Source organism: Kineococcus vitellinus, from assembly GCF_009906315.1.
GTDB classification, from domain to species: domain Bacteria; phylum Actinomycetota; class Actinomycetes; order Actinomycetales; family Kineococcaceae; genus Kineococcus; species Kineococcus vitellinus.
This window is the reverse complement of record NZ_JAAALL010000029.1, coordinates 1-24,233: the sequence shown is the minus strand read 5'-3', so window position 1 is coordinate 24,233 and position 24,233 is coordinate 1. Positions and strand designations below refer to the sequence as shown.

The following is a 24,233-nucleotide window of genomic DNA, read 5'->3' as shown; positions in this document are numbered from 1 at the left end:
AGCACGGCCCCTCCGGTCGTGATCTTCCTCCAGGCGCCCAGCGCCTGGAGGAAGATCACGGACGCGGGGTGGGGTAGCGTCGGCGGGTGCCGCGGATCGTGCTGGAGGACCTCACCGACCCGGCGCACGCGGACCACCTGCGCGACTACACCTCGCTGAAGGACGTGCAGCTGCGCGCCCGCCGCGAACCGGCCGAGGGGCTGTTCCTGGCCGAGGGCGTCGAGGTGGTCCGCCGGGCGCTGGCCGCCGGCCACCGGCCGCGCTCGTTCCTGCTGAGCCCGGCGCGCCTGGCCGACCTGGAGGACGTGCTGCCCGCGGACGCCGTCGTGCTCGTCGCCCCCGTCGAGGCGTTCGCCGCCCTCACCGGCGTCGACCTGCACCGCGGGGCCATCGCCTCGATGCACCGCCCGCCCCGGCGCTCGGTCGCCGACCTGCTGGCCGCGCTGCCGCCCGGCCCGGCGCGCCTGGTGGTCCTCGAGGACGTCGTCGACCACACCAACGTCGGCGCCCTCTTCCGCTCCGCGGCCGCCTTCGGCGTCGACGGCGTGCTCGTCAGCCCGCGCTGCGCGGACCCGCTGTACCGGCGCAGCGTGCGGGTGTCGATGGGCACCGTCCTGCACCTGCCGTGGGCGCGCGCGGAGGACTGGCCCGGCGACCTGGACCTGCTGCGGCGGGCCGGCTTCACCGTCGCCGCGCTGGCGCTGGGTGAGGACGCGGTGTCGCTGGCCGACTTCGCGGCGCCGCAGCGCCTGGCCCTGCTGCTGGGCACCGAGGGCGACGGGCTCAGCCGCCGCGCCCTCGGCGGCGCCGACGTCGTCGTGCGCATCCCGATGGACGAGCGCGTGGACAGCCTCAACGTCGCCGCCGCCAGCGCCGTGGCCCTGTGGGCGACGCGCGCATGAGGCGGGTCGCGGTCCTGGGCGCCGGGGCGTGGGGGACGGCCGTCGCCGGCCTGGCCGCGCAGGGCGGGCCGACGCGGCTGTGGTGCCGCCGCCCGGAGCTGGCCGAGGAGGTGCACCGGCTGCACCGCAACGCCTCCTACCTGCCCGGCGTCGACCTGCCGAGCGCGCTGGCCGCCTCCGCCGACGTGCGCGAGGTCCTCGACGGCGCCGACCTCGTCGTCCTCGCCGTCCCCCTGCAGCGGCTGCGCGCCCAGCTGAGCGCCTGGCGCGAGCTGCTGCCGGCCGTGCCGCTGGTCAACCTCGCCAAGGGCGTGGAGCAGGGCAGCGGCCTCTTCGGCGCCGAGGTCGTCGCCGACGTCCTCGGCACCGGTGGCGGCACCGGTGGCGGCACCGGTGGCGGCACCGGTGGCGGCACCGGTGGCGACACCGGCGCCGGTGGCGACGCCGGGCAGGCAGTGGCGGTGCTGTCCGGGCCGAACCTGGCGCTGGAGATCGCCCGCGGGCAGCCGGCGGCCACGGTCGTCGCCTGCGCGGACCCGGCCGTGGCCGCGGCCGTCGCGCAGCGGCTGGGCACGCCCTCCTTCCATGCCCACCCGGTCACCGACGTCACCGGCGTCGACGTGGCGGGCGCCCTGAAGAACGTCGTCGCGCTCGCGGTCGGCATGGTCGAGGGCGCCGGGCTGGGCGCCAACGCGCGCGCGGCCGTCCTCACCCTCGGCCTGGCCGAGACCGCCGCCCTCGGGGTGCGCCTGGGCGGGGAGCAGGCGACCTTCCTGGGCCTGGCCGGGGCGGGCGACCTCGTGGCCACCTGCACCTCCGGGCTCTCGCGCAACCACCGCGTCGGAGTGGCGCTGGGGGAGGGGCTGGCGCTGCCGGCGGCGCTGGAGCGCTCCGGCGGCACGGCCGAGGGCGTCTGGACCGCACCGGCCGTGCTCGACCGCGTCGGCGAGCTGCCCTTCACCCGCGAGGTCGTCGCCGTCCTCGACGGGCGCAGCACGCCCGCGCAGGCGGTCAGCCGGCTGCTCGCCGCGGGCTGACCAGCCGGCGCAGCGCCAGCAGCGCCGCCGGTGCGTAGGCCGCCGCCAGCACCGCCGGCGCCTCGATGCGCAGCGTCGTGACGCACCCGCCGGGCACGGCGAGCACCCGGTGCTCCATCCCCGCGCTCACGCCGGCCGCGTGCACCACCCAGCGCCAGCTGCGGGACGCCTCGTCGACGGCGGTGACGCGGAAGCGGACCCGCACCCCCAGCGGGGCGTGGACCGTGCCCGCGACCCCCGGGGCGATCCGCTCCGCGGACGCCTCCACGGAGCGGACCTGCGGCGACCAGGAGGACCAGCGCCCGATGAGCGCGTAGTCCTCCCACGCCGCCTGCGCGTCGCGGCCGCCGCGGGCGAGCAGCATCACCGAGGGCTCACCGGGAGCTCACCGGGCGGGCAGGGCGATGTCGGCGACCTCCGCGCCCGCCAGCGCGGCCAGGTCCGCACCCCGCACGACGAGCTTGGAGCGGCGCACCCCGGAGCCGATGAGCACCCAGTCGCTGGCGGCGACCGCGGAGTCGACGAGGATGCGCCAGCCCGCGGGCAGCCCGACGGGGGTGATGCCGCCGAACTCCATGCCGGACTCCGCCACGGCCCGCTCCTGCGGCAGGAACGAGGCCTTGCGCACGTCCAGCGCCTTCTTCACGGCGCCGTTGACGTCGGCGCGGGTGCTGGCCAGCACCACGCACGCCGCGATCCGCTCCGCCCCGTCGCGCTTGCCGGCGACCACGACGCAGTTGGCGGACCCGTCCAGCGGCACGCCCGCCGCCTCGACGAGGGCCGCGGTGTCCGCGACGTCGGGGTCGATGGCCAGTGACCAGGCCCCCTCCGGCAGCGCCCGCAGGACCGCCTCGGGCAGCAGCCCGGGGTGCTCGGCGGCCGGGAGCAGCTCCAGGTCGCCCGCGACCCGCTGCGCGGCCGCCGGCACCCGGGCCTGGTCCGTCGTGCCGCTCACCGGGAGTAGACCGGCGCCAGGGTGGCGCGGGCCAGGACGTGACCGAGGCTCGCGAAGGCCGCCACGGTCGGGGTGGCGCCCTCCGGCAGGCCCAGCGACTCCACGTCGAGGGCGTGCACCGCGAAGACGTAGCGGTGCGGGCGGTCGCCGGGCGGGGGAGCGGCGCCGGTGAAGTCGGCGGTGCCCATGTCGTTGCGCAGCACCGTCGCCCCCTCGGGCGCCGGCTGCCCGCCCGCACCCGTCGGCAGGCTCGTCACGCCCACCGGCAGGTCCACCACGGTCCAGTGCCAGAAGCCCGCCGGGGTCGGCGCGTCCGGGTCGAAGCAGTTGACGAGGAAGGACCTCGTGCCCTCCGGGAAGCCCTCCCAGGCCAGCTGCGGAGAGGTGTTCCCGCTCGCGTGGCGCTCGTCCATCGGCTCGCCCTCGGCGACGTCGGTGGAGGTCAGGGAGAAGGAGGGGACCGCCGGCAGCAGCGAGTACGGGTCCGGGGCCACGGGGCGCTCGAGGTTCATGGCCGCAGGCTACGAGCACGAGGAGGACCCCGCACCGGCGGTGCCGGTGCGGGGCCCTCGAGGTTGCTGCGGGTCGTGCGGGGGTGGTGCGGGGTCGTGCGGGAGCGGCCTCGCGGCTCAGGCGGCCATCAGGGGCGCGCGCAGCGGCAGGTCGGTGCCGACGAGCACGGCCTGGGAGGCCTTCATCGTGCGGTGGTTGATCACGATGGGGGCCAGCAGGTTGACCGTCGCCGTGGCCGGGTCGTCGCCGATGTTCACCACGTTGAGCACCGCGGCCTCCGTGGCGTCGCGCAGGTCGAGGGCGGCGACGGTCTCGTCGTCGATCTCGGGCGCGTAGCCGGGGAAGAACCTGCCGGGCGCCACGACGACCAGGCGGATGCCCGTGCCGTCGGTGCTGCGCAGCGAGTACAGCTGCCCGGCCTCGTCGAGGGGGAGGAGGTGGAAGCTGGTGTGCTCGGCGAAGCCCATGATCGGGGAGACGAACTCGATCGTGGGGGCGGTCACGGGCGCGTCGGTCATGAGGGTCACTCTAGGAACTCCTGGGGGCGAGGGCAGGGTCGGAGGGTGGGTCGAGCGGTGGGGCGTGGGGTCGGTCCAGCGCGGGTCAGCGCAGGAAGTCCATCAGGGTGGGCTGGATGACCTTGGCGGTCGAGGCCAGCGCGGCCTGGTAGGCGACGTTCTGCAGGTTGAAGTCGACGAAGGCCTTGGCCATGTCCAGGCCCTCGACGTCGTCCAGCTGCTGGGTCAGGAAGGCGCCGTGGGCGCGGTTGGCGTCCTCGGCCAGCGTGAGCTGGTTGTCGCGGGCGCCGATGGTGGCCATGGCGTTGGTCGCCTTGGTGATCCGGCCCTGCAGGGTGGTCAGGCCCTGAGCCATCGCGGCGGTGTCGTTGCCGGTGACGGCGGCGACGAGGTCGTCGAGCTCCTTGAACAGCGAGGTGGCGCCGTCACCGAAGACCGTCGAGCCGTTGACGTTGACCGTCATGTCGACACCGGGGGAGACGGTGCGCCGGACGGCTCCGCCGTCGTCCGTGGTCGCGTACGACGCGGGGTCGAAGGCGACGGCGGAGTCGGTGGTGCCGGCGAAGACGGCGCGGCCCTGGTGCTGGGTGTTGGCCTTGCCGAGGACGGTGTTCTTGACCTCCGCGAGCTCGGCGGCGATCGCCGCGCGGCCCTTGGCGTCGAGCGCACCGTTGCCGGCCTGCACGAGGCGGGCGTGGGCGGACTGCAGCGCGTCGACGACCGCGTCGAGGGCGCCCTCCTGCACGGACGTCCAGCCGCGGGCGTCGGTGACGTTGCGCTCGTGCTCGGCGCTGACGGCGACCTGGTCGTTGAGGCGCAGCGCGGCGGCCGCGCGCACCGAGTCGTCGGAGCCCTTGCTGAGGGTCTTGCCGCTGGACAGCTGCTCCTGGAGCTTGGCGGTCCGCGCCTGGGCGTTCTGCAGGTTGGTCAGCGAGCTGGTGGCGATGCTGCGCTGGGTCACTCGGCCGAGCATGGTGGTTCCTCCTGTCGGATCAGCGGGGTCGTCAGACGCCGGTGCGCTGGATGAGCGTTTCGAGCGCCTCGTCGATCGCGTTCAGGACGCGGGCCGCGGCGGAGTAGGCGTGCTGGTAGGAGACGAGGTTGGTCATCTCCTCGTCGAGGTTGACGCCGGCGACGGCGTCACGGGCGTTGGAGGACTTCAGCGACACCTGCGAGGCCAGCGCGGCGCGGTTGTCCGCCGACTGGGTCGAGGCGGCGATCGTGGTCGCGTTGGTGCGCCAGGCCGCCTTGGTCGAGTCGAACGTCGCCAGGACCGCCTGGGCGACCTTGCGGTCGGAACCGCCCGCCGCACCGGCGAGGCCGCTGCTGTCCTTGAGCGTGCCCGGGTTCGCGGTGAGGCCGGTGGCGATCTTGAGGTCGTGCGCGGTCAGGGTGGCGCCGTTGCTGGTGAAGAAGTCGCCGCCGACGGCGTCGGTCGGGTTGTAGGCGGTGTTGACGGCGTCGGTGAACTTCGTCGCGAACGCGTTCAGGTTGTCCCACTGCTTCTTCAGCGTCTCGTTCGCGCCGTCCAGCGTGGCCTTCAGCGAGCCGGCGACCGGGCCGGTGCTCTGGCCGCCGACGGTCACGGTGTACTCGGCGCCCTCGCGCACCTGCGGGTTGCCGCCGTCGGTGTTGCCGACGACCATGCCGTAGGAGAACTCACCGGTGACCAGGGTGGCGTTGCCGACGAGGACGTCGACGGTCCCGTCCTGGCGGTGCACCGAGCGGGCGCCCGTGATGGACGCGAGCTGGTCGAGGACCTGGTCGCGCTGGTCCATCAGCTCGTTGGCGCTGCCGCCGGAGGCCAGGGTCTCGCGGATCGACTTGTTGAGCTTGGCGACGTTCTCGGCGGCCGTGTTCGCCCGCGTCGCCAGCGTCTGCGCCTGCAGCCCGAGCTGCTCGTACTGGGCCTGGATCGAGGTGTCCATCGTGGTGACGGTGTCCAGGACGGCCTGGCTGCGGGTCACGACGAGCGAGCGGGCGCCCTCCAGGCCGTCCGTGCCGGCCTTGGCGAGGTCGTTCCACGCCGAGGTGAGGTTCGCGAGGTCCTTGCTCAGGCCGCTGGTGCCGGTGTCGCCCAGGGCGGCCTCGACGCCGGCCCAGACGTTCGCGGCGGTGGCCAGCTCCTCGGCAGAGGCGGCGTCCTGGCGGGCGGTCGCGGTGGCCAGCGCGTCGGCGACGCGGGTGATGCCGTTGACCGTCACGCCGTCGCCGGCGACGTTCTTCTGCACGTGCTGGCCGGTCTGCGGCAGGACGCTCGCGGTCTGCTCGACGCGCTGGCGCGAGTAGCCGGGGGTGTTCGCGTTGGCGATGTTCTGCCCGGTGACCTCCATGCCGCGCTGGGCGGCGTTGAGGGCGCGGGCGGCCTGGTTGATGCCGGAGAAGGTGCTCATCGTCCGGGTTCCTCTCAGAGTGCTTCGTCGACGAAGTGGGCGCGGGATCCACCGGTCGACGCGACCGTGTTCTTGCCCTGGGCGGTGTAGGTGTCGAGGGGGGTGTCCAGGCCGAGCAGCGTCTCGCGCAGCGCACGGGCACCGGAGTTCAGCAGGTCGCGGTTGGCGTCCGCGAGGTCCTGGATCTCGGCGGTCAGGGTGAGGAAGGCGTCGCGGTGGCCGCGGAACAGCTCGCCCCACGGTTCGGGAGCGGCCGCGGCGAGGGCGCCCAGGCTCGGGCCGGGCTCGATCTCGAGCTCGGCGGCGACGGCGTCGACCTCCGCGGCGCGCAGGACCTCGGTGGTCCGGATCTGCTCCATGACGAACTCGACCTCGCGGGTCGCGTGCGCCAGCCAGCGCGTGCGGCCGCTGGCCAGCACGAGCTGCTCCTCCTCCAGCTTGAAGAGCAGCAGCTCCAGCAGCTCCCGCTCCTTCCAGAGGATGCCGGAGACCTCGGCCAGTCCCATGCGTGTCCTTCCCCGATCCCTGTCCATCAGTGGTGCCGTCGGTGGTGCTCGAGCCTCCATCGGCGGCCGCTACCACGAGCTGAGGGCTCGCAGGGGTGGAACGAGCGCGTCCGCTGGCTAGGATCGGCACGAGGGGGTGGGCACGTGAGCGTCTCGATCGGCACGTCGCTGCCGCTGCACCTGGAGGACCTGCCGCACGACGACGACGGCCCCCGCATCGAGCTCCTGGACGGGGGGCTGATCGTGACGCCGATGGCCGGGCCGGCCCACCAGTACGTGGTGGGGGAGCTGCAGGCGCGCCTGCGGGCCGCGGCGCCGGCCGGCTGGGTGGTGCTGCCGGGGGCGAACGTCGCCCGCCGCGGCCTGCACGACCGTCTGCTCATCCCGGACGTGGTCGTCGCCGACGCCGCGGTCGTCGCGGACGACAGCCCGTACATCGACCCCTCCGACGTCCTGCTGGCCGTCGAGGTGGAGTCGCCGTCGACGAAGTCCACCGACCGCCTGCTCAAGCGCGAGCTCTACGCGCAGTGGCGGGTGCCGCACTACTGGATCGCCGACCACTCCGCCCGGACGCTGACCCGGCTCGTGCTGACCGCCGACCGGCGCTACGAGGAGGGTGCGGGCCAGGACGGCTGGCTGGCGCAGCTCGACGCCGCAGGCATCTGGCCCCGCTGAGTCAGCGCCGGCCGCGCCGGCTCAGCGGCCGTCCTTGCGGATGAACTGGGCGTGCTTGGTGGGCTTGCGCAGCGCGTAGGGGCGACCGTCCTCGACGGCCTTGCGCAGCTCGCGGTGCATCTCGCGGCTGTTCTCCTCCATCGCCCGGGCGACGGCGGCCTCGTTGATCCCCATCTCCTTCTGGTCGCGCAGGACGTGGTCGTTGCGCCCCGCCTCGTGCTGGACGGTGAGGAAGTTCTTCGCGCACAGCGCGTAGAGGGCGCTGATGCGCTCGTCGTGCTTCTCCGCGTAGACGTCGAGGTACGTCGGGGTCAGCTGGCCCTTCCGGTACGCGTACTCCAGGTCGCGGACGACCTCCCACAGCGGCTTCACGCCTGTCCCTCCAGCCTCTGGAACCACTCGCGCCACGGAACCCTCCCGTGGTCGTGCACGCTTCAACCTTCGACCACGGCAGGGGGTCTGCTGAGCCGGCGTGGACCGATCGGGGGAGACGTCACCCGGTCGGTACTGATCATGACGCCGCGTGGTCGGACGGGGGGCTGCGGGCCTGAGCGGGCACCCGCAGCTGTCACCCGTTCGGCGCTCAAGTCACCCGGTCGGCGCTGCCGAGAAGTGGGGTGTGACCGCAGACGCCGCCATCGCCCCCGTTGAGCTCACCGACGCCCAGCGCGCGGAGCTCGTCGAGAAGCACCTGCCGCTCGTCGGCTACATCACCAGCGAGTTCATCGGCCGGCTCCCCTCCCACGTGAGCCGCGACGACCTCACGTCTGCCGGTCTCATGGCCCTCTTCCAGGCCTCGAAGGCCTACGACCCCTCCACGGGCGTCCCCTTCAACCGCTACGCCAACACCCGCATCCGCGGGGCGCTGCTGGACGACCTGCGCGGCGCCGACTGGGCCTCCCGGGGCCTGCGCAGCCGCCAGCGCAAGCTCAGCCAGGCCGAGGACACCCTCACCGTCGAGCTCGGCCGCACCCCCACCGCCTCCGAGCTGGCCGCCGTCCTCGGCGTCTCCGAGCGCGAGCTCGCCGAGACCCGCGACGAGGCGCAGCGCTCCATGGTGCTGTCGATGCAGGGCTTCACCGCCGACGGCGCCTCCCTGGACGACCACCTGCCCACCCACACCCCCGGCCCCGAGCAGGAGCTGCTGCACCGCGAGCGCCTGGGCTACCTGCGCTCCGCCATCGCCTGCCTGCCCGAGCGGCTGCGCGTCGTCGTCGAGGGCTACTTCCTCGCCGAGCGCCCCATGGCCGAGATCGCCGAGGAGCTCGGCGTCTCCGAGTCCCGCATCTCCCAGATGCGCGCCGAGGCGCTCGTCCTGCTGCGCGACGGCATGAACACCCACTTGTCCCCGGAGATGGTCAAGCCCGCCGTGGGCACCGGTACCGGTGCTGCGGTGAAGCGCAAGGAGGCCTACTACGCGGCCGTCGGGACGCAGTCCGACTTCCGCGCCCGGCTGGCGCTGTCGGCCTTCGGCGCCTTCGCCGCGCCGGCGGTGGCCCGCACCGCCTGAGGTACTTGCCCGTCGCTCTGCCCATCCGCATCCTGACGAAGCGCCCCGTCACCCTGTGACGGGGCGCTTCGTCATTGGCTCACCTCATCGGTCCGGCTGCGCCTGCCCCGTGCGGGTGCACCGGAGGCGAAGCGTGACGGAGCGCAGCTACACCTCTCCACTTGATGCGCCGATAGGGGGATGTGGGCGGGCGAACACGCGTCGCCCGTTGTCGCCCGTTGAGAGTGAGGTGCCCGTGGCTGTTGCGGACGTGTTCATCAGTGGCTGCTACATCGTCAAGGACGAGGAGGAGCTGCTCGGAGCATCCCTCGAGTCGATCAAGCCGTACGTCGACGAGGTCATCGTCTACGACACGGGCAGCCAGGACCGGACCGTGGCGATCGCGGAGGCGGCAGGCGCGCGAGTCGTGCGCGGGTACTGGGACGAGGACTTCGGAGCCGCTCGCAACCGTGCGCTGGAGCACTGCTCCGGCGAGTGGTTGCTCTGCGTGGACGCGGATGAGCAAGTGCGCGGGGACGCCCGGGCGTGGCGGCGATCGTTGCGTCTGACGAACGCGGACAACCTGCTCATCGAGCAGGTCTCTGACAGCTGGGGCGGAGCGGGCAGCGAGATACGGATCAAGGCCTCCCGTGTCCTCCGCCGCGCCACGTGCAGGTGGGAGGGAGCACTGCACGAGCAGGTCGTCGGCCGGTGGGGCCAGGTGCAGGTCGAGGTCAACGAGGACATCCACCTCGACCACGGCGGCTATTCGGTGGTGCGCCTGGGGGAGCGCTCGAAGGGAGAGCGCAACCTCCGCGTCGCTCAAGCAGCCTTGGTGGATGGGCTCAAGCGTGGCAGCGGTGACATCACGAGTCTTCGGGTTGATGTGCTGCGCTCCGCGGCCCTCGCCGGTGACCACCGACATGCCCTGTCAGTGCTGAAGGACATCGATCCAGCTCGCCTCACGCCGGCCCATGGTCTGCTGCTCGCGCACACAGTCATCGACAGCTCCCTGCGGACGCAGCAGTCGGAGACCGCTCGCACCTGGTTGGAGCTGATGCGTGGTTGGGGCGAGGATGAGAGCACGTGCCTCACCTTCGAAGCTCGCATCGCAGGGGAAGGGGGAGACTGGAAGTCTGCTGAGTCGCTCCTCCGCGCCGCGGCGGCGAAGGACACCGGCCGCGGTTCTGCCTTCGGCCAAGCTCATTACAGGGACGCGCTCATCACGGCACTGGCACGACAGGGACGCGCGCGTGAGGCGGTCGACATGCTGATCGAACATCTCCCGACCGGAAGGACAAGCCTTCCGGCGATCCCCACCATCGAGCTCGTCAACGAGGTGCCCGGGGCGATGGCGCGCTTCGTGCGGGCGCTGCCCGCTGCGCTTGAAATCCCCTACGTCGCGCAGTTGCAAGTCTGCGTGGCCGACTTCGCGGCGGACTTCTACGGGCAGCTGTGGACGGCCGGGCGAGCGCGCCATGCCATCCTCGCTGCTGTCGGGAACCAGTGGCCGTCCATGACGTTCAACGCAGCCCTGTCCTGGTCGCTCCGGTACCGAGAAGCGGGTCTGGCAAGCTCGTGCCCGCTGCGGCGCATGCTTCTCAGCGAGGCGCAGGACGCTGAGACACGGATCCTCTGCGGTGCGGTGCTGCACGAGATCGGCGAGCGAGACCACCTCGACGTGCTCGAGGAGCTGCTGGCTGGAGTAGCCGACGAGGCGATCCCTCCGCTGCTCGAACGACTGCGTCAGGTTGCTCCGGCCTTCGCCGCCTCCCTCGTGCCGGCGTGATTCCGGCTTGAGGTCGGTCAGCATCACCCGTTTGCCGCAACGACCGCTCTAAGGTCCCGGGCTCCGGGGCCGATGAATGAAGTGTCAGGCGGGAACAAGCGCCTGACAGGGCCGGACCACGGATGGACCGGCTGCCACACAGATGGACCCCAACTCACGGAGGAACGATCATCATGGGTCTTCGCGTCAACAACAACATCGCGGCGTTCAACAGCTACCGCAACCTGCAGGCCACCGACAAGACGCTGAACTCCTCGCTGGAGAAGCTCTCGTCCGGTCTGCGCATCAACAAGGCCGCTGACGACGCCGCCGGCCTCGTGATCTCCGAGGGCCTTCGCTCGCAGATCGGCGGCCTGACCGTCGCGGCCCGCAACGCCCAGGACGGCGTCAACGTCGCCCAGACCGCGGACGGCGCGCTCAGCACCTCCACCACCATCCTGCAGCGCATGCGCGACCTGGCCGTCCAGTCGTCCAACGACACCAACGACACCAAGTCCCGCGCGGCCATCCAGTCCGAGGTCGACTCCCTGACGGCCGAGCTCACCCGCATCTCCGACAAGGCGTCCTTCAACGGCGTCAGCCTGCTGGACGGCACCTTCGCCAGCAAGGTCTTCCAGGTCGGCTACGCCTCGGGCGACACCATCACCGTCGACATCAAGTCGGGCGCCACCGCGGCCGGCACTGTCGCCGCTGTGTCTGGTGTGACCGGCACGAAGAGCGTCTGGACCTCCGGCTCCGCTCTCGCGGCTGCGACCCAGACCGGCACGTGGACCATCGACAGCCAGACCGTCAACGTCACCACCGGTGACTCCGCGGCCGTCATCGTCGGCAAGATCAACACGGCGCTCGGCAGCACCCGCGCTTCGCTGGACGGGTCGGGCAAGCTGGTCATCCAGGCCGCTGCTGTCGGCACCGCCACGTTCAACGTGGCCGACGGCACCGCCACGGCGCCGACCGGTTCTTCGGCGGCTGGTACTGCTGCGGTCACCGCCGTGAAGGGCCAGCCGGCCGTCAAGGCTGACTCCTTCAGCGCGGGCGGTCTCGGCCTCGGTGCGCTCGACCTGACCACCCAGAGCAACGCTTCGACCGCCATCGCGACGATCGACGCGGCCCTCGCGACGGTCAGCAAGGCCCGTGCCGCCGTCGGTGCCCTGCAGAACCGCTTCGAGCAGGTCATCAGCTCGGTCAACGTCTCCATCGAGAACCTGACCGCGTCCGAGTCGGCGATCCGCGACACCGACATGGCCGCCGAGATGACCAAGTTCACCCGCAGCCAGATCCTGTCGCAGGCCGGCACGAGCATGCTCGCGCAGGCCAACTCCTCGCAGCAGAACGTGCTGTCCCTGCTGCGCGGCTGATCACCCCATCCGGGCGGCGTGAGCTGACCGGCTCATGAGGCGGGGGACATCGGAGAACCCGGTGTCCCCCGCCTTCCGCCCGTTACCCATCCAGTGACTCGAAGAGGGGGGCCGTGATGTCCACGACCGTCTCGTCATCCACCGTCGATGGTCTGGTCAGCGGCCTCGACACGTCCAGCATCATCTCCAAGCTGCTCGCTGCGGACGCCGCACCGCAGACGCAGATGAAGTCCAGCGTCAGTGCGGCCCAGCTCAAGATCACGGCGTACCAGTCCGTGAACACCAAGATGCAGGCGCTCGGCACCGCGGCGGACGCCCTGGTCAAGGCGACGGGGTGGACACCGACCACCGCGTCGTCGTCCAGCAGCGCGGTCGTGGTCACCGCGGACAGCACTGCATCGGCCGGCTCGCTGAGCGTCTCGGTCGACAAGCTGGCCTCGGCGCGCTCGGCCGTGTCCGGCACGTTCTCGCTCGGCGCGGACGGCAAGGTCAGCGACGCCACGGTCGGCAGCTCGATCGGCACGCCGCTGGACATCGTCCGCAGCGACGGGTCCTACGTCACGATCAAGCCCAGCGCGGGCACGCTCGACCAGGTCGTGGCGGCGGTCAACAAGGCCGGTGACCTCGGCATCAAGGCGGTCGCCATCCGAGTGGGGGAAAACTCCTACCGGTTGCAGATCACCTCGACCAGCACCGGCGCCACCGCGGGTGACTTCAAGGTCGTCCCGCACGGCACCCGTCCGGACAGCCTCGACGCAGCCCACCCCAAGAAGTTGAGCGACGGCAGCCGGACCGAAACCTACGCCACGGTCGGCTCCGAGCAGACCGGCTGGGCCTCGCTCACGCCGGCAGCTGACGCCCAGGTCACCCTGGGTACGGGGACCAATGCCATCACCGCCTCGTCGTCGACCAACACGTTTACCGGGCTCATGCCGGGTGTCACCATGACGGTCGGAGCCACGACGACGAGCACGCCGGCGTCGGTGACCGTGACGAGCAACCCCTCCGCCGTCGCCTCGGCGGTCGAGGCGCTCGTCGGCGCCGCCAACGCGGCGCTCAACGAGATCACCGTGCAGTCCCGTGCCGGCAACGTCGGCTCGGACGGCAAGGTGGTCGGTGGCGGCACCCTGCGCGGCGACAGCACCCTTAGGGCCATGAAGTCGCAAGTCCTCGACGCGGTGACCGCCGCGCTCGGGGGTGGGGAGTCCGCGGCGAAGTACGGTCTGCAGTCCACCAAGGACGGCGCGCTGACCTTCGACAAGGACGTGTTCACCAAGGCGTACCAGGCGGACCCGGCCACGGTGCAGAAGCGCCTCGCTCCGTCGAGCCTCGACCCGGACGCAGCACCCGGCGTCGTGGAGCGGCTGGCGGCGGTGGCCAAGAACGCCACCGACGCCGACAAGGGATCGCTCACCACGGTCATCGCCGGTCAGAACAAGACCATCAGCGACCTGACCACCCGCATCGCGGACTGGAACGACCGCCTGGCGGCCAAAAAGGAGCGGTACCAGAAGTACTACTCCTCCCTGGAGACCGCGCTGGGCAAGCTGCAGAGCCAGTCCTCCTGGCTGCAGGGCCAGCTCGCCTCGCTGGGCTGACATGAGCGGACGGGCCGGACGCTTCCACGCGTCCGGCCCGTTCGTCGTCGCACTGCAACGTGTGCGCTGAAGGGCTGCAGTGTGCCACGGAAGTGCCGATGGAGTGTCAGGAACCGGGAAACCCACGGAGGAACCACCGCATGACCTCAATGACGTACGGCCGGCGCTCGGCGAACCGCTACCTCAACGACGGCCTGGAGACCGCGACCCCCGCGACGCTCCTCGTCATGCTCTACGACCGCCTCGTCCTGGACCTCGAGCGCGCCGAGCAGGCGCAGCGCAGCGGCGACCGGGAGACGGCGCACAAGAACCTCGTGCACGCCCAGGACATCGTCCTGGAGCTGAAGACCAGCCTCAAGGCGGACGCGTGGGAGGGCGGCGAGTCGATGCAGGCCCTCTACACCTGGCTGCTGCAGGAGCTGCCGGCCGCCAACGTCGGCGGTGACGCGGCGCGCACCGCCGCCTGCCGCACCCAGGTCGTCGAGCCCCTCGCGCAGACGTGGCGCCAGGCCGCCGAGGAGCACCTGCGCTCGGCGCCGGCCACCGGCCACGGTGTCGCGTGAGCCCTGCCCGCAACCCGGCCGAGAGCCAGCCCGTGGAAGCGCACTGGCGCGAGGCGTGGACCTCCGCGTTGCACGCCGTCGAGGTCGATGTCGCCGCCGCGGAGACGCTGCTGGACAGGCTGCACGCCGGGGACGAACCACCCGAGCAGCCCCCCGCCTCCGAGTGGATCGCGCCGGCCCTGCTGGGCCACATCCCCGCCGAGTTCGCCGACCGCGCACGGCTGCTGCTGCAGCGGCAGGTCGAAGTCAGCGAGCGCTTGGCGTCCGCGATGGTGCAGGCACGCTCGCAGCAACGGGCCCTGACGATGCTGGAACCCCCCGAGCGGCGACCGGTCTTCGTCGACACCGCGGTCTGAGCACCGCTCGGTGACGGCGGCCGCGTGCCGGGGGTGCCGCCGGACGGGTGAGGTGGAACTCCGTCGCTGACGCAGCGTCGCGACCCGCCGTCCTACCGGGTGGTGAGCCACCGGCGCGGTCATCCAGCACGTCGCACGCGCCGATCGACACCTCAGGACCGGTGGACGACCGGTGCGGGGACGACGACCGGTGCGGTGACGGGGAGCGAGTGATGGGTGCAGGACGACGGCGGTGGTTCCCGGGGATCTCCGCGATCGCCGCGGTGAGCACGCTGGCGGCGGGAGCCGGTGCGGTCGGGTTCCTCGCCGGGAACCCGGTGGCCGTGGCGAGCGGGTTCGGCCCCGGTGACGGCCTGCACCGCTACGTCGTGCGCGCCTCCGACCCGGCGCTGGGTGTGACGGGGCTGCCGTTGGTGGATCCCGCGCTGTTCGCGTCGGCGCTCGCCGACCTCGGCGACGGCGGCCACCTCGACCTCGTGGACGAGCGCACCTGGTACGTGACCGCGGAGTCCTCCCGGCCCGTCTCGCGGCCGGGCGCACCGCCGGCGGCGGAGGTCCCCGGGCGGGTCGGGGAGGACCTGCTCGCGGCGCTGGAGGCGGCGCCCGGGGTGCGTTCGGCGCAGCCGCTGCCGGACGGCACCGCCCTCGTGGCGACCTCCGGCACGGCCGGCGTGCTGTGGGCCGTGCCCGGGGTCACCGACGTGGACGCCTCCCAACGGGGCAGCGTCGCCGCGAGCGACCCCGGCGACCCGTACTTCGCCGGCTACGGCTGGAACCTGGAGAACACCGGGACGAACACCTACCAGCAGGCGGCGGTCGCCGACGTCGACGTGGACGCCACCGCCGGGTGGGACGTCAGCACCGGGCGGGGGATGGTCGTCGCCGTCGTCGACACCGGCTACGACTCCGACCACCCCGACCTCGCGGGCGCGCTGTGGACGAACCCGGACTGCGCGGACGACGCCGACGCGGACGGCATCAGCGGCGACTGCCACGGCTGGAACTTCACGACGAACACCGCCGACGTCGACAACGGCGCGGGCGGGACCCACGGGACCAACGTGGCCGGGGTCGCCGTGGCACGCAGGGACAACGGGCACGGCTCGGCCGGGGTCGCGCCGGACGCTCAGGTCATGCCGCTCGTCATCGGCTCCGGGTCGAACGTCGACCTGTACCTCGGCGCCCGCGCCATCCGCTACGCCGTCGACCACGGCGCCGACGTGATCAACGCCTCCTGGGGCGGGCAGGCCACCGGCGGCGCGCTGCTGAACCTGCGGCTGGCCGTGCAGTACGCCGCCGACCACGGCGTCCTCGTCGTCGCCGCCGCGGGCAACGACGGCGGCGACCGGGACACCTCCCTCTACCACCCGGCCAGCTTCACCGAGGAGAACGTCGTCACGGTGGGCAACCTGGGGGCCGACGGGTCCAAGGCGGCCAGCTCCGCGTACGGCAGGACCAGCGTCGACCTCTTCGCCCCCGGCACCAAGGTGCTCGCGCCGTGGAACGACGGGGACTACCGCCTCGTGGACGGCACCTCCATCGCCGCGCCGCAGGTCGCGGCCGCCGTCGCGCTGTACCGCTCCGTGCAGCCCGCGACCGGCACGCCCGTGGAGCGGATGCGCGCCCTGCGCGCCGCGCTGCTGGCCGACACGACCCCGCAGCCGAACCTGACCGCGATCTCCGTCACCGGCGGGCGGCTGTCCCTGGAGCACCTCACCGCCGCCGCCGACACCACGGTCCGCTACGGCTTCAGCGCCGCCGGCACCGTCGTCGGCGCCGAGCAGCACCCCGTCGTGCGCGTCGACGGCGGCACGCAGCCCGGGCGCTACGCGCTGACCGTCGGCCTGCTCGCCCAGGAGGACGGGCAGCTGTGGGGGATCAGCGGCGCACGGGTGAGCGTCGCGGGGCAGCCGCACACCACCGACGCCCGCGGGGAGTTCAGCCTCGACCTCGGTGCGTCGGCGTCGGTCGCGCGCAGCGTCACCGTCGACACGGCGCTGCCGCGGGGGCGCTACCTGCTCACCGCGCAGCTGCACCGCGACGGCGTCGCGCTGACCCGGCCGTGGGCCGCGCCGCTGCTCGTGGCCGCCGCGCCGGCCGGCACGCCCACGGCCTCCCCGTCCGCCGTCTCGACGAGCGTCCCGTCTGCCTCCTCCTCGGCCTCGCCGTCGGCGACGACGTCCCCCGGCACGGGCGCACCGACCGCCGGCAGCGCACCGAGCGCTTCCGCGAGCGCCCCGTCCAGCACCCCCTCCGGCACGCCCAGCGCCCCGTCGGCGGTGACGTACCCGGCCACCGGCCGCTTCCGGGTGACGCGGGTGGACCCGGCGCGGGTGTCGACCGCCGGGGGCGACGTGGTGACCATCACCGGTACGGACCTCGACCGGGTCGGCACGGTCCGCGTCGGCGCGACGGCCACCGCGACCGTCCTCAGCGCGGCCCCGACGTCGCTGCAGGTGCGGGTGCCCGCCCGCGTCGCCGGTGCCTACGACGTGACGCTCTTCGAGCAGGGCGGCAGCGACCTCGAGCGGGCCAGCGTGCTGGCCGGGGCGCTGACCTACGAGGACGCGGCCGGCTCCGCGCCGCCGTCCAGCGCCCCGACGACCGCCCCGACTACCGCGCCATCCGGCGTACCGACGGGCGGTTCCGGCGGCTCGTCCCCGTCGAGTACGGCTCCCGGCAGCGCGCCGTCGAGCAGCTCCAGCGTCCCGTCCGGCAGCCCGTCCGCGCCGGCGGTGGGCGCGTCGCCGGTCCCGACCCGCACGAGCCGGGGCCTGACGCTGGTGCGCCGCGACGACCTCGGCTCACCGGACGCCGCGTTCACGACCGGGGCCTGCGAGACGAGCTGCGCCGGGGCGCCGCTCTGAGGGTCCCTGCGCACGAGCGACCCACCTCGGCGACGGGTGCGCAGACACCCGTCGCCGACGTGGGTCGGTGACGACGGGTGCGTGGCCGTCCCTGGAGTGGGCGCCCCGCCCGTGGCACTCGCGCACCCCCGCCGACCTGGTGTCCCGGGCCGTCCGCGAGGCTCATCAGGGGAGTGTCGGGTCCGCGGCGTGCGAGGGGGTGGGATGAGTGATGACGCGTCCCACCGGCACCCGTAAGGTGGGACTCATGAGTGTTCAGGCGCTGAGGATCGACTCGAAGCGACGGGCGGTCGTCCCTGCTGAAGTCCTCGCCGCGGCAGGCATCGCGGAAGGTGCCGAGTTGATCCCGCACGCCGAGGGGCCCGGTCGCATCGTCTTCGAGACGCGCGCTGCCATGCAGGCCCGCGTCCGCGCGAAGTACCGCCGCAGGGACGGTGCCGTGTCCGTCCAGCAGGCGTGGGCCGAGTACCACGACGAGGAGACCGACGCCCTCGACGAGAAGGGCGTCGAGTGAGCGGCGGTCCTCTCAGCGCCACTCCGGGCGTCCCGCCGGCGACGCCCCTGCTGCTCGACGCCTGCGCCGTCCTGTCCTGGCTCGACCCCGACGAGCAGGAGACGGTCGACAGTCGCGTCCGCATCGACGACGTGTTCGCCACCGTGGACCTGACCGACGTCAGCATCGCGGTTCCCACCCTGGTCGAGGTGGCGACGGTCCTCAGCCGCAAGTTCAGGCTGGACGAGGAAGCGCGCAGCATCGGCGACGACCTCGACAGCGCCGGGATCCGCATCGTCCCGTTCGGCGTCGAAGAAGCCTCCCGGGTCCCGGACGTGCTCCACGCGGAGGAGATCACCCGCCAGGTCGAGCTGGACGCGGGCCGCAAGGTCGGTCGGCTCTCGCTCGGGGACCGCATCGCGATGGCCGCAGCCGAGTCCCGACACGACACCCTCGTCACGACGGACCAGTTCGTGGTCCGGGTGGCCCAGCGCCTGGGGTTCGACACCTACGACTACCGAGCCGGCTGAGCTTCGCCTCGCAGGCGGTGCGGCTAGGACGGGGCGGGCGCCGCCTCGGCCTCAAGCCGCGGCGGGCAGCGGTGCGGGGCGCGCCAGGTGGTAGCCCTGCCCCAGCTGGACCCCGAGGCCGCGCAGCGCGGCCAGCTCGGCGGGCGTCTCGATGCCCTCGGCGACGATGCGCGCGCCCGTCGAGGCTGCGAACGTCACCAGGCCGGCTGCCAGGGCGCGCCGGGAGGGGTCGGCGTCGATGCCGCGCACGAGGCTGATGTCGAGCTTGATGAAGTCCGGCAGGATCGCCAGCACGTGCCGCAGGCTCGCGTACCCGGCGCCGGTGTCGTCGACCGCGACACGCAGGCCGTTGCGCCGCAACGGCTCCAGCGTCGCCAGCAGCGCGGCGTAGTCCTCGATGGCCGCGTGCTCGGTGATCTCCACGACGAGGCGCTCCAGCGGCACCCCCTCCAGCAGCCGCGCCAGCGCCGGGGAGGTGAGGGTCGCGGGGGACAGGTTCACGGTGAGGAAACCGGGCAGCCGCGGCAGCCCTCGCAGCGCGTTGGCCACGGCCCGCAGCTCCAGGTCCTCGCCGTAGCCGACCTCGGCCGCCTCGGCGAACCAGCGGTCGGGCGCGGGGGTCCCGGCCGGGAAGCGGCTGAGCGCCTCCGCGCCGACGTGCTCGGCGCTCAGCAGGTCCACGATCGGCTGGTACACCACGCGCGGGCCGCCGGCGGCGTCCAGGTCGTCCAGGCGGGCCAGGCGCGCGCGGCGCACCCGCTGCAGCTCGTCCTCCTCCTCGACGAGGTCCATCACCGCCTCGGCGACCGCCCGCAGCACCTCGGCGTCGCGCTCGCGCAGACCCTCGTCCGGCTGCGCGGAGACCGCGCAGAGCGTTCCGTACAGGCCGCCGAGGGCGTCGGTGCCGGGCAGCAGCACGCCGAAGCGGTCCCCGGCCAGGCGGGCCAGCAGGTCCCCGGCGCGCAGCCGGGACTCCACGGTGCGCGCCGCCCGGTGCAGCAGCGCGTCGCCCGCGCCGAAGCCGTCGCGGCGGTTGACGGCGGTCAGGTCGTCCACGGCCAGCAGCACCAGGGACACCGGCAGCGCGTGGCGGGCCGCGCGCTGCTCCTCGGTGCGCAGGGCGGCGTCCCAGACCTCGCGGCCGGCGACGCCGGTGACCTCGTCGACGTGCTCGGTGCGCGCGCGCTCGGCGGCGCGGGCGCGCTCGGTGACCTCCAGCTCGGCGGCCAGCAGCGCCCCGAGCAGGTCGCCCTGCAGCCGGACGCTGGGCAGCGCCTCCTCCAGCGCGGGCGCCGACCCGCTGCCCACCCCGCACAGCGTGGCCAGGACCTCGCCGCCGGGGGAGGTCAGCGGCACGCTGACGACGGACACCCGCGCCGGTGCGCCGGCCGCGGCGAGCCCGGCCAGCGAGTCCGGCAGCGGCCCGCGCAGCACCGGGTGCGCGCCCTCCTCCACCACGCGCCGGCAGTGCGTGTCCCGCCACGCCAGCGCGGAGCCGGCGCTCAGCCCGAAGACGGGGTCGGTGGCGGCGAGGACGACGTGCTCGGCGCCCTCGGCGCGCGCGATCCACCAGCTCTCCAGCCCCACCCGCCCGGCCAGGTCGACCAGGGTGCGCTCCGCGGCCGCCGCGAAGTCGGCCACCGGGCCGTGCGCGTGACCGTGCGCGGGTGCGGGCGCGGTGCTGGGTGCGGGGGGAGTCGGCACGAGCGTCGTCATCGGCGCCCGCGCCGGTGTGCTTGAGCGGTGGAGGGGGTGTGCAGGGGCCCTCCCGGCGGCGCCCGGACCCCTCCCGGATCTCGCCCGGGTCGCGCACGGGTGTCGCGTGCATGTCAACGTCGCGTAAAAAGCGTGTGGCGTGCGTAACCCTCGGGCATCCTCGGCCGATGCTCAGTCAGGGCGTGCATCCGATCGCCCGGACGCGACCGACGGAGACGACCATGCCGAGCACCCGCACCACCCTCGCCGCCTGCCTCGTGCTGCAGGGCGCCACCAGCCCCGCCCTGGACGAGGACCTGCGCGGGCTCGTGGACGTCGCCGACGAGGTGGTGGTCTACGACACCGCCGACCACGTCGCGCCCGGCACCGCCGCCTTCGACGCCACGCTGCACCCGGCCGTCACCGTGGTCAGCGGCTTCTGGGCCGACGACCGCGAGCGCGCGCAGCAGGCGGCGCTGGCGCACGTGGAGTCCGACTGGGCGCTGTGCGTGCTGGCGGGGGAGAAGGTGACGGCCGCCACCGAGCAGCTGCGCCGGCTGCTGCAGGAGGCCGTCGACGTGCCGGCGATGTCGGTGCGCGTGGACGACGTGGTGCGCGGCACGCACCGCTCGGCGCGGCTGCTGCACAGGGCGCTGCCGGGTGCGGCGGCCTTCGGCGGGGACCTCGCCGAGGTGCCCTCGGACCTGCTCACCGTCCGCCAGCCGGTGGCCACGACGGCCGGCGTGCCGCGCCAGCGCGGGGTCTTCGACCGCGTCTGAGGGGTGCAGGGGGCCGGGGGCGCCCGCGGGGGCCGCGTGGTGCGCGGCCCCCGCGGGCGGCCGCCGGGCTAGGCTGCTCGCGCAGCTCCAGGAGGTGATCCACCCGTGCCCGAGCAGACCGCGTCGCCCACCTCGACCGTGGGGCGGGCCCTCAGCTGGGAGGAGTACGAGCGCCTGCCGGAGGACCCGCGTGCGGAGTACATCGACGGGCACCTCGTCGTGAGCCCGAGCCCGTCGGGGCGGCACCAGAAGATCGCCCTGCGCCTGGCCTTCGCCCTGCAGGCCGTGCTGCCCGCCACCCACGACGTCAACACCGCGTGGGCCTGGAAGCCGCGGCGCGACGAGTTCATCCCCGACGTCATGGTCTACCCGCTCGCCGAGGCGGAAGGCCGCCCGGACGCCCGGTTCACGGGCATGCCCGTCCTGGTGGTGGAGATCCTCTCGTCCAACCGCGGCGACGACCTGGTCTACAAGGCGGGCAAGTACGCCGCCGCCGGACTGCCCCGGTACTGGACGGTGGACCCGCGCGACGAGCTGCTCACCGCCTACGTGCTGCAGGAGGGCGTGTTCGTCCCCACCGCCGTCCTCGGGCGCGGCGAGCGCGGTGAGCTCGACCTGGGCGTGGCGCGGCTGGCCGTCGACCTCGACGCGCTGCTGGGCTGAACCGGCGCGGCACCGGCTCCGCGGCGCGGAGCGCTGCTCAGTCGCCCGACAGCGAGAAGTGCTGGTAGTCCTTCAGCGAGCTCCAGTCCCCGCCCCAGGAGAAGCCGCGCTCGGCGAAGGCCCGCACCGCCGCGTCCCCGGCCAGGACGACCCCCGGGGCCGGGGTGCGCTGCACGAACGCGCGACCGGCCTCCGGCAGCACGGTGGTGCCCCGCACGTAGGGGTTCTGCACGGGGTTGAGGTCGACCGCGGTGCCGTAGGAGTGCTCGGAGAACCGCGTGCCGCCGGTGACCTGGCGGCAGTTGAACGCCGAGGTGTTGTTCGCGGCCATCGAGGCGTCGTCGGAACCGCCGAAGACGTCCACCGGCTGCGCCTGCGCGATCGGGAAGCGCGCCGCGTACAGGTCGCCGAGGACGTCCGCCACCGGCTGCGCGACGTCCTCGCGCACGACGAGGCGGCCGGTGGCCACCCGGCCCGCGAGGTCGACGTGGGTGAAGGTCACCAGCCGCAGCTGCTGCGGGCCCACCGGACAGCCGGGGCGCCAGCTGGCGGGCAGGTCGGCGGCGCCCACGGGGGTGATCGCCGCGGTGTAGGTCGGCAGCTGCGGGTCCGCCGCGCTGCGGGCCCCGCGCTCCACGGCCGGCGCGTCCTGCGCGGCGGCGGCCGGCCCGGCGGGCACGGCGGCCGCGTCCGCCGCGCCCGCGGGTGCGCAGGCGGTCAGCGCGAGCAGCGACAGCCCGGCCAGCCCGGCCAGCCCGGCCAACGCGGTCGGGGCGGAACGGCTCCGGTCGTCCATCACCGCACGGTAGTCCAGGTGCCGCGCCCGCACCGGGGACGCGCTCAGGCGGCGTGCTCAGGCGGCGTGCGGGTGGTGCGCCCCGGCGCGCTCGCCGTCGCGCAGGTCGACCTCCGCCGGGAGGGGAGCGGTGCCCGGCGCGCCGGCGCGCCGCTGCACCAGCTCGGCCACGGCGAAGAGGAACACCACCGGACCGACCATCTCGCAGACCTCCTCGAGCGCCATGATCGTCCCGAGGAAGACCCCGTCCTCGCTGAAGCCGACGCCGCTGAGCGCGCTGGCGACCATCTCCAGGCCGACGGAGCCGCCGACGTAGAGGACGCCGCCGAGCACGACGAGGGCCGCGGTGCGCCGCGGCAGCGCCCGCAGGAAGCGCAGGTAGGCGAGGAGCAGGACGAGCACGACCGGGCCGGCCGCGGCCACCCACGCGTACTTGAAGACGCCCTGGTCGCCGACGAGCGAGCTCATGGGGCCGATGAACTTCTCGTGCAGCGCGACGAGCTCGTCGAGGGAGAGGTAGGCGAACCCGGCGCCGAGGACGGCCCAGTGCCGGCGCCAGCGGTCCCGGCGCAGGTGCGCCTGGCGCGCGACGTCGAGGACGACGAGGCTCACGACGGCCAGCAGGACGGAGGTGAACCACGCCGGCAGGTTCATCTCGGTGTTCGCGTCGACGAACTTGCGGGCGGAGAGCACGACGGGGGCGTCGACGCCCAGGCCGGCGGTGAGGAGCAGGAAGGCGTAGTTCAGCAGGAACAGCGCGGCGGCGGCCGCGAGCAGCACGTGCAGCAGGCGGCGCGGGGTGATGGAGACGGTGAGCACGGCGACACTCCCGGTCGGGGCTCCGCTGAGCTGGCGGAGAGCGGGCGCTCAGGTTAACCACGGATGAACCAGTGGTGAACCGGATGGACTAGCCCGAACGGGGGACGCTGAGCGCGTCCTGACCGCCCGTGGAGGACCGGTCGACGGGCGGTCAGGAGTTCGGCGACGGTGGGTCGCCGGCACCTCCACAGCGGGTCACCTCGGTGCGCGGACGGCTCCCGCCCGCAGTCGTCCGTCCACCAGGTCCAGCACCCGCCCGGCGCGCTCGACGCCCTCGCCGCGGTGGGCCAGCAGCAGCACGGCCGTCGTGCCGCGCGCGTCCAGCAGGTCCGCCACCAGCGCCGCGCCCGTCGCCTCGTCCAGCCCCTCCGACGGCTCGTCGAGCACGAGCACCCGCACGTTCGACAGCAGCGCCCGCGCCATGGCCAGCCGGCGCCGCTCACCGCCGGACAGCGGCGCCCCGCCGTCCCCGAGCGCGCTGTCCAGCCCGGCCGGCAGCGCCGCGCACCAGGCGTCCAGGCGCACCCGGTGCAGCACCGCGCGCAGCGCGTCGTCGTCGGCGTCCGGCGCGGCCAGCCGCAGGTTCTCGCGCAGGCTGGTGGCGAAGACGTGCTCGTCGTCGCCGACGCGGCCCACCACCCGGCGCACGTCGTCGCCGAGCAGCTCGCCCGCCGGGACGCCGTCCAGCAGCACCCGCCCGCCCACCGGGTCCAGGAAGCGCTGCACCACGGCGGCCAGCGTCGACTTGCCCGAGCCCGAGGGCCCGCGGACCGCGACCACCTCGCCGGGCGCCAGGTCCAGGTCCAGCCCGCGCAGGCACGGCCGCTCCCAGCCGGCGACCACCCCGCGCAGGCGCAGCACCGGCCCGCCCGGCAGCGGCGCCGGCAGCGGGCGCGGCTGGGCGGGCTCACCCGCGGCCGGCGGCGTCGCCAGCAGCGC

The 24,233-nt window shown here is 73.9% G+C and carries 26 protein-coding genes; 14 read left to right on the top strand and 12 right to left on the bottom strand.

What is annotated here, in order from left to right; all coding sequences use genetic code 11:
- Nucleotides 1–86: 86 nt before the first annotated feature.
- Both GTQ99_RS04705 and GTQ99_RS04700 read left to right on the top strand, forming a co-directional pair.
- Nucleotides 87–902, top strand: coding sequence for a TrmH family RNA methyltransferase (locus tag GTQ99_RS04705; protein ID WP_166614583.1), 816 nt, complete (start codon nt 87–89; stop codon nt 900–902).
- Nucleotides 899–1,939 (top strand): NAD(P)H-dependent glycerol-3-phosphate dehydrogenase, encoded by a 1,041-nt coding sequence (locus GTQ99_RS04700; protein WP_166614582.1) that lies wholly within the window; start codon nt 899–901, stop codon nt 1,937–1,939. The genes GTQ99_RS04705 and GTQ99_RS04700 overlap by 4 nt, the downstream gene beginning before the upstream one ends.
- Here the strand turns inward: GTQ99_RS04700 and GTQ99_RS04695 are convergent.
- The 7 genes from GTQ99_RS04695 to flgN all read right to left on the bottom strand — a co-directional run bounded on the left by GTQ99_RS04695 (nt 1,914) and on the right by flgN (nt 6,824).
- Entirely contained in the window at nt 1,914–2,303 is a 390-nt protein-coding gene (locus GTQ99_RS04695; protein WP_166614581.1) for an SRPBCC family protein, read from the bottom strand. The two genes, GTQ99_RS04700 and GTQ99_RS04695, sit on opposite strands and share 26 nt — an antisense overlap.
- Before the next feature lie 21 nt (nt 2,304–2,324).
- Complete coding sequence (locus tag GTQ99_RS04690) at nt 2,325–2,894, bottom strand: YbaK/EbsC family protein (protein WP_338074728.1); 570 nt, start codon at nt 2,892–2,894, stop codon at nt 2,325–2,327.
- Complete coding sequence (locus GTQ99_RS04685) at nt 2,891–3,406, bottom strand: YbhB/YbcL family Raf kinase inhibitor-like protein (protein ID WP_166614580.1); 516 nt, start codon at nt 3,404–3,406, stop codon at nt 2,891–2,893. Before GTQ99_RS04685 ends, GTQ99_RS04690 begins: the two co-directional genes overlap by 4 nt.
- Nucleotides 3,407–3,523: 117 nt before the next feature.
- Nucleotides 3,524–3,925 carry a flagellar assembly protein FliW gene (gene fliW / locus GTQ99_RS04680; RefSeq protein WP_166614579.1) on the bottom strand — a complete coding sequence of 134 codons (402 nt, stop codon included), beginning with the start codon at nt 3,923–3,925 and terminating at the stop codon, nt 3,524–3,526.
- An 85-nt stretch (nt 3,926–4,010) separates the two neighbouring features.
- The gene (flgL, locus tag GTQ99_RS04675) at nt 4,011–4,898 is read right to left on the bottom strand and encodes a flagellar hook-associated protein FlgL (RefSeq protein ID WP_166614578.1); all 888 of its coding nucleotides are present in this window, start codon (nt 4,896–4,898) and stop codon (nt 4,011–4,013) included.
- A gap of 31 nt (nt 4,899–4,929) precedes the next feature.
- The gene (flgK, locus tag GTQ99_RS04670; protein ID WP_166614577.1) at nt 4,930–6,318 is read right to left on the bottom strand and encodes a flagellar hook-associated protein FlgK; all 1,389 of its coding nucleotides are present in this window, start codon (nt 6,316–6,318) and stop codon (nt 4,930–4,932) included.
- 14 nt (nt 6,319–6,332) lie between these two features.
- Nucleotides 6,333–6,824, bottom strand: a complete 492-nt coding sequence (gene flgN / locus GTQ99_RS04665; RefSeq protein WP_166614576.1) for a flagellar export chaperone FlgN — start codon at nt 6,822–6,824, stop codon at nt 6,333–6,335.
- 144 nt (nt 6,825–6,968) lie between these two features.
- On the opposite strand from flgN, the gene GTQ99_RS04660 reads away from it, so the two are divergent.
- Complete coding sequence (locus tag GTQ99_RS04660; RefSeq protein ID WP_166614575.1) at nt 6,969–7,499, top strand: Uma2 family endonuclease; 531 nt, start codon at nt 6,969–6,971, stop codon at nt 7,497–7,499.
- Between the two features lie 21 nt (nt 7,500–7,520).
- Here GTQ99_RS04660 and GTQ99_RS04655 read toward each other — a convergent pair whose 3' ends face one another.
- Complete coding sequence (locus GTQ99_RS04655; RefSeq protein WP_166614574.1) at nt 7,521–7,871, bottom strand: hypothetical protein; 351 nt, start codon at nt 7,869–7,871, stop codon at nt 7,521–7,523.
- Nucleotides 7,872–8,118: 247 nt separating this feature from the next.
- Here GTQ99_RS04655 and GTQ99_RS04650 point away from each other — a divergent pair, with 247 nt between their 5' ends.
- The 9 genes from GTQ99_RS04650 (at nt 8,119) to GTQ99_RS04610 (ending at nt 18,542) form a co-directional block, all read left to right on the top strand.
- Complete coding sequence (locus tag GTQ99_RS04650) at nt 8,119–9,009, top strand: sigma-70 family RNA polymerase sigma factor (RefSeq protein WP_338074727.1); 891 nt, start codon at nt 8,119–8,121, stop codon at nt 9,007–9,009.
- 235 nt (nt 9,010–9,244) lie between these two features.
- A complete protein-coding gene (locus GTQ99_RS04645; RefSeq protein ID WP_166614573.1) occupies nt 9,245–10,777 on the top strand; it encodes a glycosyltransferase in 1,533 nt (510 codons plus the stop codon).
- Between the two features lie 173 nt (nt 10,778–10,950).
- Nucleotides 10,951–12,135, top strand: coding sequence for a flagellin N-terminal helical domain-containing protein (locus tag GTQ99_RS04640; protein WP_166614572.1), 1,185 nt, complete (start codon nt 10,951–10,953; stop codon nt 12,133–12,135).
- Between the two features lie 116 nt (nt 12,136–12,251).
- Nucleotides 12,252–13,733, top strand: coding sequence for a flagellar filament capping protein FliD (fliD, locus tag GTQ99_RS04635; RefSeq protein WP_166614571.1), 1,482 nt, complete (start codon nt 12,252–12,254; stop codon nt 13,731–13,733).
- Nucleotides 13,734–13,873: 140 nt separating this feature from the next.
- Nucleotides 13,874–14,296: a flagellar export chaperone FliS gene (gene fliS, locus GTQ99_RS04630; RefSeq protein WP_166614570.1), complete on the top strand. Its 423-nt coding sequence runs from the start codon at nt 13,874–13,876 to the stop codon at nt 14,294–14,296.
- Nucleotides 14,293–14,652 carry a hypothetical protein gene (locus tag GTQ99_RS04625; protein WP_166614569.1) on the top strand — a complete coding sequence of 120 codons (360 nt, stop codon included), beginning with the start codon at nt 14,293–14,295 and terminating at the stop codon, nt 14,650–14,652. Before fliS ends, GTQ99_RS04625 begins: the two co-directional genes overlap by 4 nt.
- A gap of 212 nt (nt 14,653–14,864) precedes the next feature.
- On the top strand, nt 14,865–17,519 hold the full coding sequence (locus GTQ99_RS04620; protein WP_166614568.1) for a S8 family serine peptidase: 2,655 nt from the start codon (nt 14,865–14,867) through the stop codon (nt 17,517–17,519).
- Between the two features lie 247 nt (nt 17,520–17,766).
- Nucleotides 17,767–18,033 (top strand): hypothetical protein, encoded by a 267-nt coding sequence (locus GTQ99_RS04615; RefSeq protein ID WP_166614567.1) that lies wholly within the window; start codon nt 17,767–17,769, stop codon nt 18,031–18,033.
- Nucleotides 18,030–18,542: a PIN domain-containing protein gene (locus GTQ99_RS04610; RefSeq protein ID WP_166614566.1), complete on the top strand. Its 513-nt coding sequence runs from the start codon at nt 18,030–18,032 to the stop codon at nt 18,540–18,542. Before GTQ99_RS04615 ends, GTQ99_RS04610 begins: the two co-directional genes overlap by 4 nt.
- A 51-nt stretch (nt 18,543–18,593) precedes the next feature.
- On the opposite strand, the gene GTQ99_RS04605 is transcribed toward GTQ99_RS04610, so the two are convergent.
- Nucleotides 18,594–20,246 (bottom strand): EAL domain-containing protein, encoded by a 1,653-nt coding sequence (locus tag GTQ99_RS04605; RefSeq protein ID WP_166614565.1) that lies wholly within the window; start codon nt 20,244–20,246, stop codon nt 18,594–18,596.
- Between the two features lie 233 nt (nt 20,247–20,479).
- On the opposite strand from GTQ99_RS04605, the gene GTQ99_RS04600 reads away from it, so the two are divergent.
- Together GTQ99_RS04600 and GTQ99_RS04595 are read left to right on the top strand one after the other, a co-directional pair.
- Nucleotides 20,480–21,016, top strand: a complete 537-nt coding sequence (locus GTQ99_RS04600) for a glycosyltransferase family protein (protein ID WP_166614564.1) — start codon at nt 20,480–20,482, stop codon at nt 21,014–21,016.
- 105 nt (nt 21,017–21,121) lie between these two features.
- Nucleotides 21,122–21,679, top strand: a complete 558-nt coding sequence (locus tag GTQ99_RS04595) for a Uma2 family endonuclease (protein WP_166614563.1) — start codon at nt 21,122–21,124, stop codon at nt 21,677–21,679.
- Between the two features lie 37 nt (nt 21,680–21,716).
- Here GTQ99_RS04595 and GTQ99_RS04590 read toward each other — a convergent pair whose 3' ends face one another.
- From GTQ99_RS04590 to GTQ99_RS04580, 3 genes are all read right to left on the bottom strand, one after another.
- Nucleotides 21,717–22,475, bottom strand: coding sequence for a M15 family metallopeptidase (locus tag GTQ99_RS04590; RefSeq protein ID WP_166614562.1), 759 nt, complete (start codon nt 22,473–22,475; stop codon nt 21,717–21,719).
- A gap of 57 nt (nt 22,476–22,532) precedes the next feature.
- Nucleotides 22,533–23,294, bottom strand: a complete 762-nt coding sequence (locus tag GTQ99_RS04585) for a hypothetical protein (protein WP_166614561.1) — start codon at nt 23,292–23,294, stop codon at nt 22,533–22,535.
- 195 nt (nt 23,295–23,489) lie between these two features.
- A partial coding sequence (locus tag GTQ99_RS04580; protein WP_166614560.1) for an ATP-binding cassette domain-containing protein occupies nt 23,490–24,233 on the bottom strand: 744 nt, incomplete at its 5' end.

Bases quoted from the DNA above. Each gene is read 5' to 3' on its own strand.
- GTQ99_RS04700 (WP_166614582.1), top strand. From the start codon at position 899: ATGAGGCGGGTCGCGGTCCTGGGCGCCGGGGCGTGGGGGACGGCCGTC.
- GTQ99_RS04695 (WP_166614581.1), bottom strand. From the start codon at position 2,303: ATGCTGCTCGCCCGCGGCGGCCGCGACGCGCAGGCGGCGTGGGAGGAC.
- GTQ99_RS04685 (WP_166614580.1), bottom strand. From the start codon at position 3,406: ATGAACCTCGAGCGCCCCGTGGCCCCGGACCCGTACTCGCTGCTGCCG.
- fliW (WP_166614579.1), bottom strand. From the start codon at position 3,925: ATGACCGACGCGCCCGTGACCGCCCCCACGATCGAGTTCGTCTCCCCG.
- flgL (WP_166614578.1), bottom strand. From the start codon at position 4,898: ATGCTCGGCCGAGTGACCCAGCGCAGCATCGCCACCAGCTCGCTGACC.
- flgK (WP_166614577.1), bottom strand. From the start codon at position 6,318: ATGAGCACCTTCTCCGGCATCAACCAGGCCGCCCGCGCCCTCAACGCC.
- flgN (WP_166614576.1), bottom strand. From the start codon at position 6,824: ATGGGACTGGCCGAGGTCTCCGGCATCCTCTGGAAGGAGCGGGAGCTG.
- GTQ99_RS04640 (WP_166614572.1), top strand. From the start codon at position 10,951: ATGGGTCTTCGCGTCAACAACAACATCGCGGCGTTCAACAGCTACCGC.
- fliD (WP_166614571.1), top strand. From the start codon at position 12,252: ATGTCCACGACCGTCTCGTCATCCACCGTCGATGGTCTGGTCAGCGGC.
- fliS (WP_166614570.1), top strand. From the start codon at position 13,874: ATGACCTCAATGACGTACGGCCGGCGCTCGGCGAACCGCTACCTCAAC.
- GTQ99_RS04620 (WP_166614568.1), top strand. From the start codon at position 14,865: ATGGGTGCAGGACGACGGCGGTGGTTCCCGGGGATCTCCGCGATCGCC.
- GTQ99_RS04615 (WP_166614567.1), top strand. From the start codon at position 17,767: ATGAGTGTTCAGGCGCTGAGGATCGACTCGAAGCGACGGGCGGTCGTC.
- GTQ99_RS04600 (WP_166614564.1), top strand. From the start codon at position 20,480: ATGCCGAGCACCCGCACCACCCTCGCCGCCTGCCTCGTGCTGCAGGGC.
- GTQ99_RS04590 (WP_166614562.1), bottom strand. From the start codon at position 22,475: ATGGACGACCGGAGCCGTTCCGCCCCGACCGCGTTGGCCGGGCTGGCC.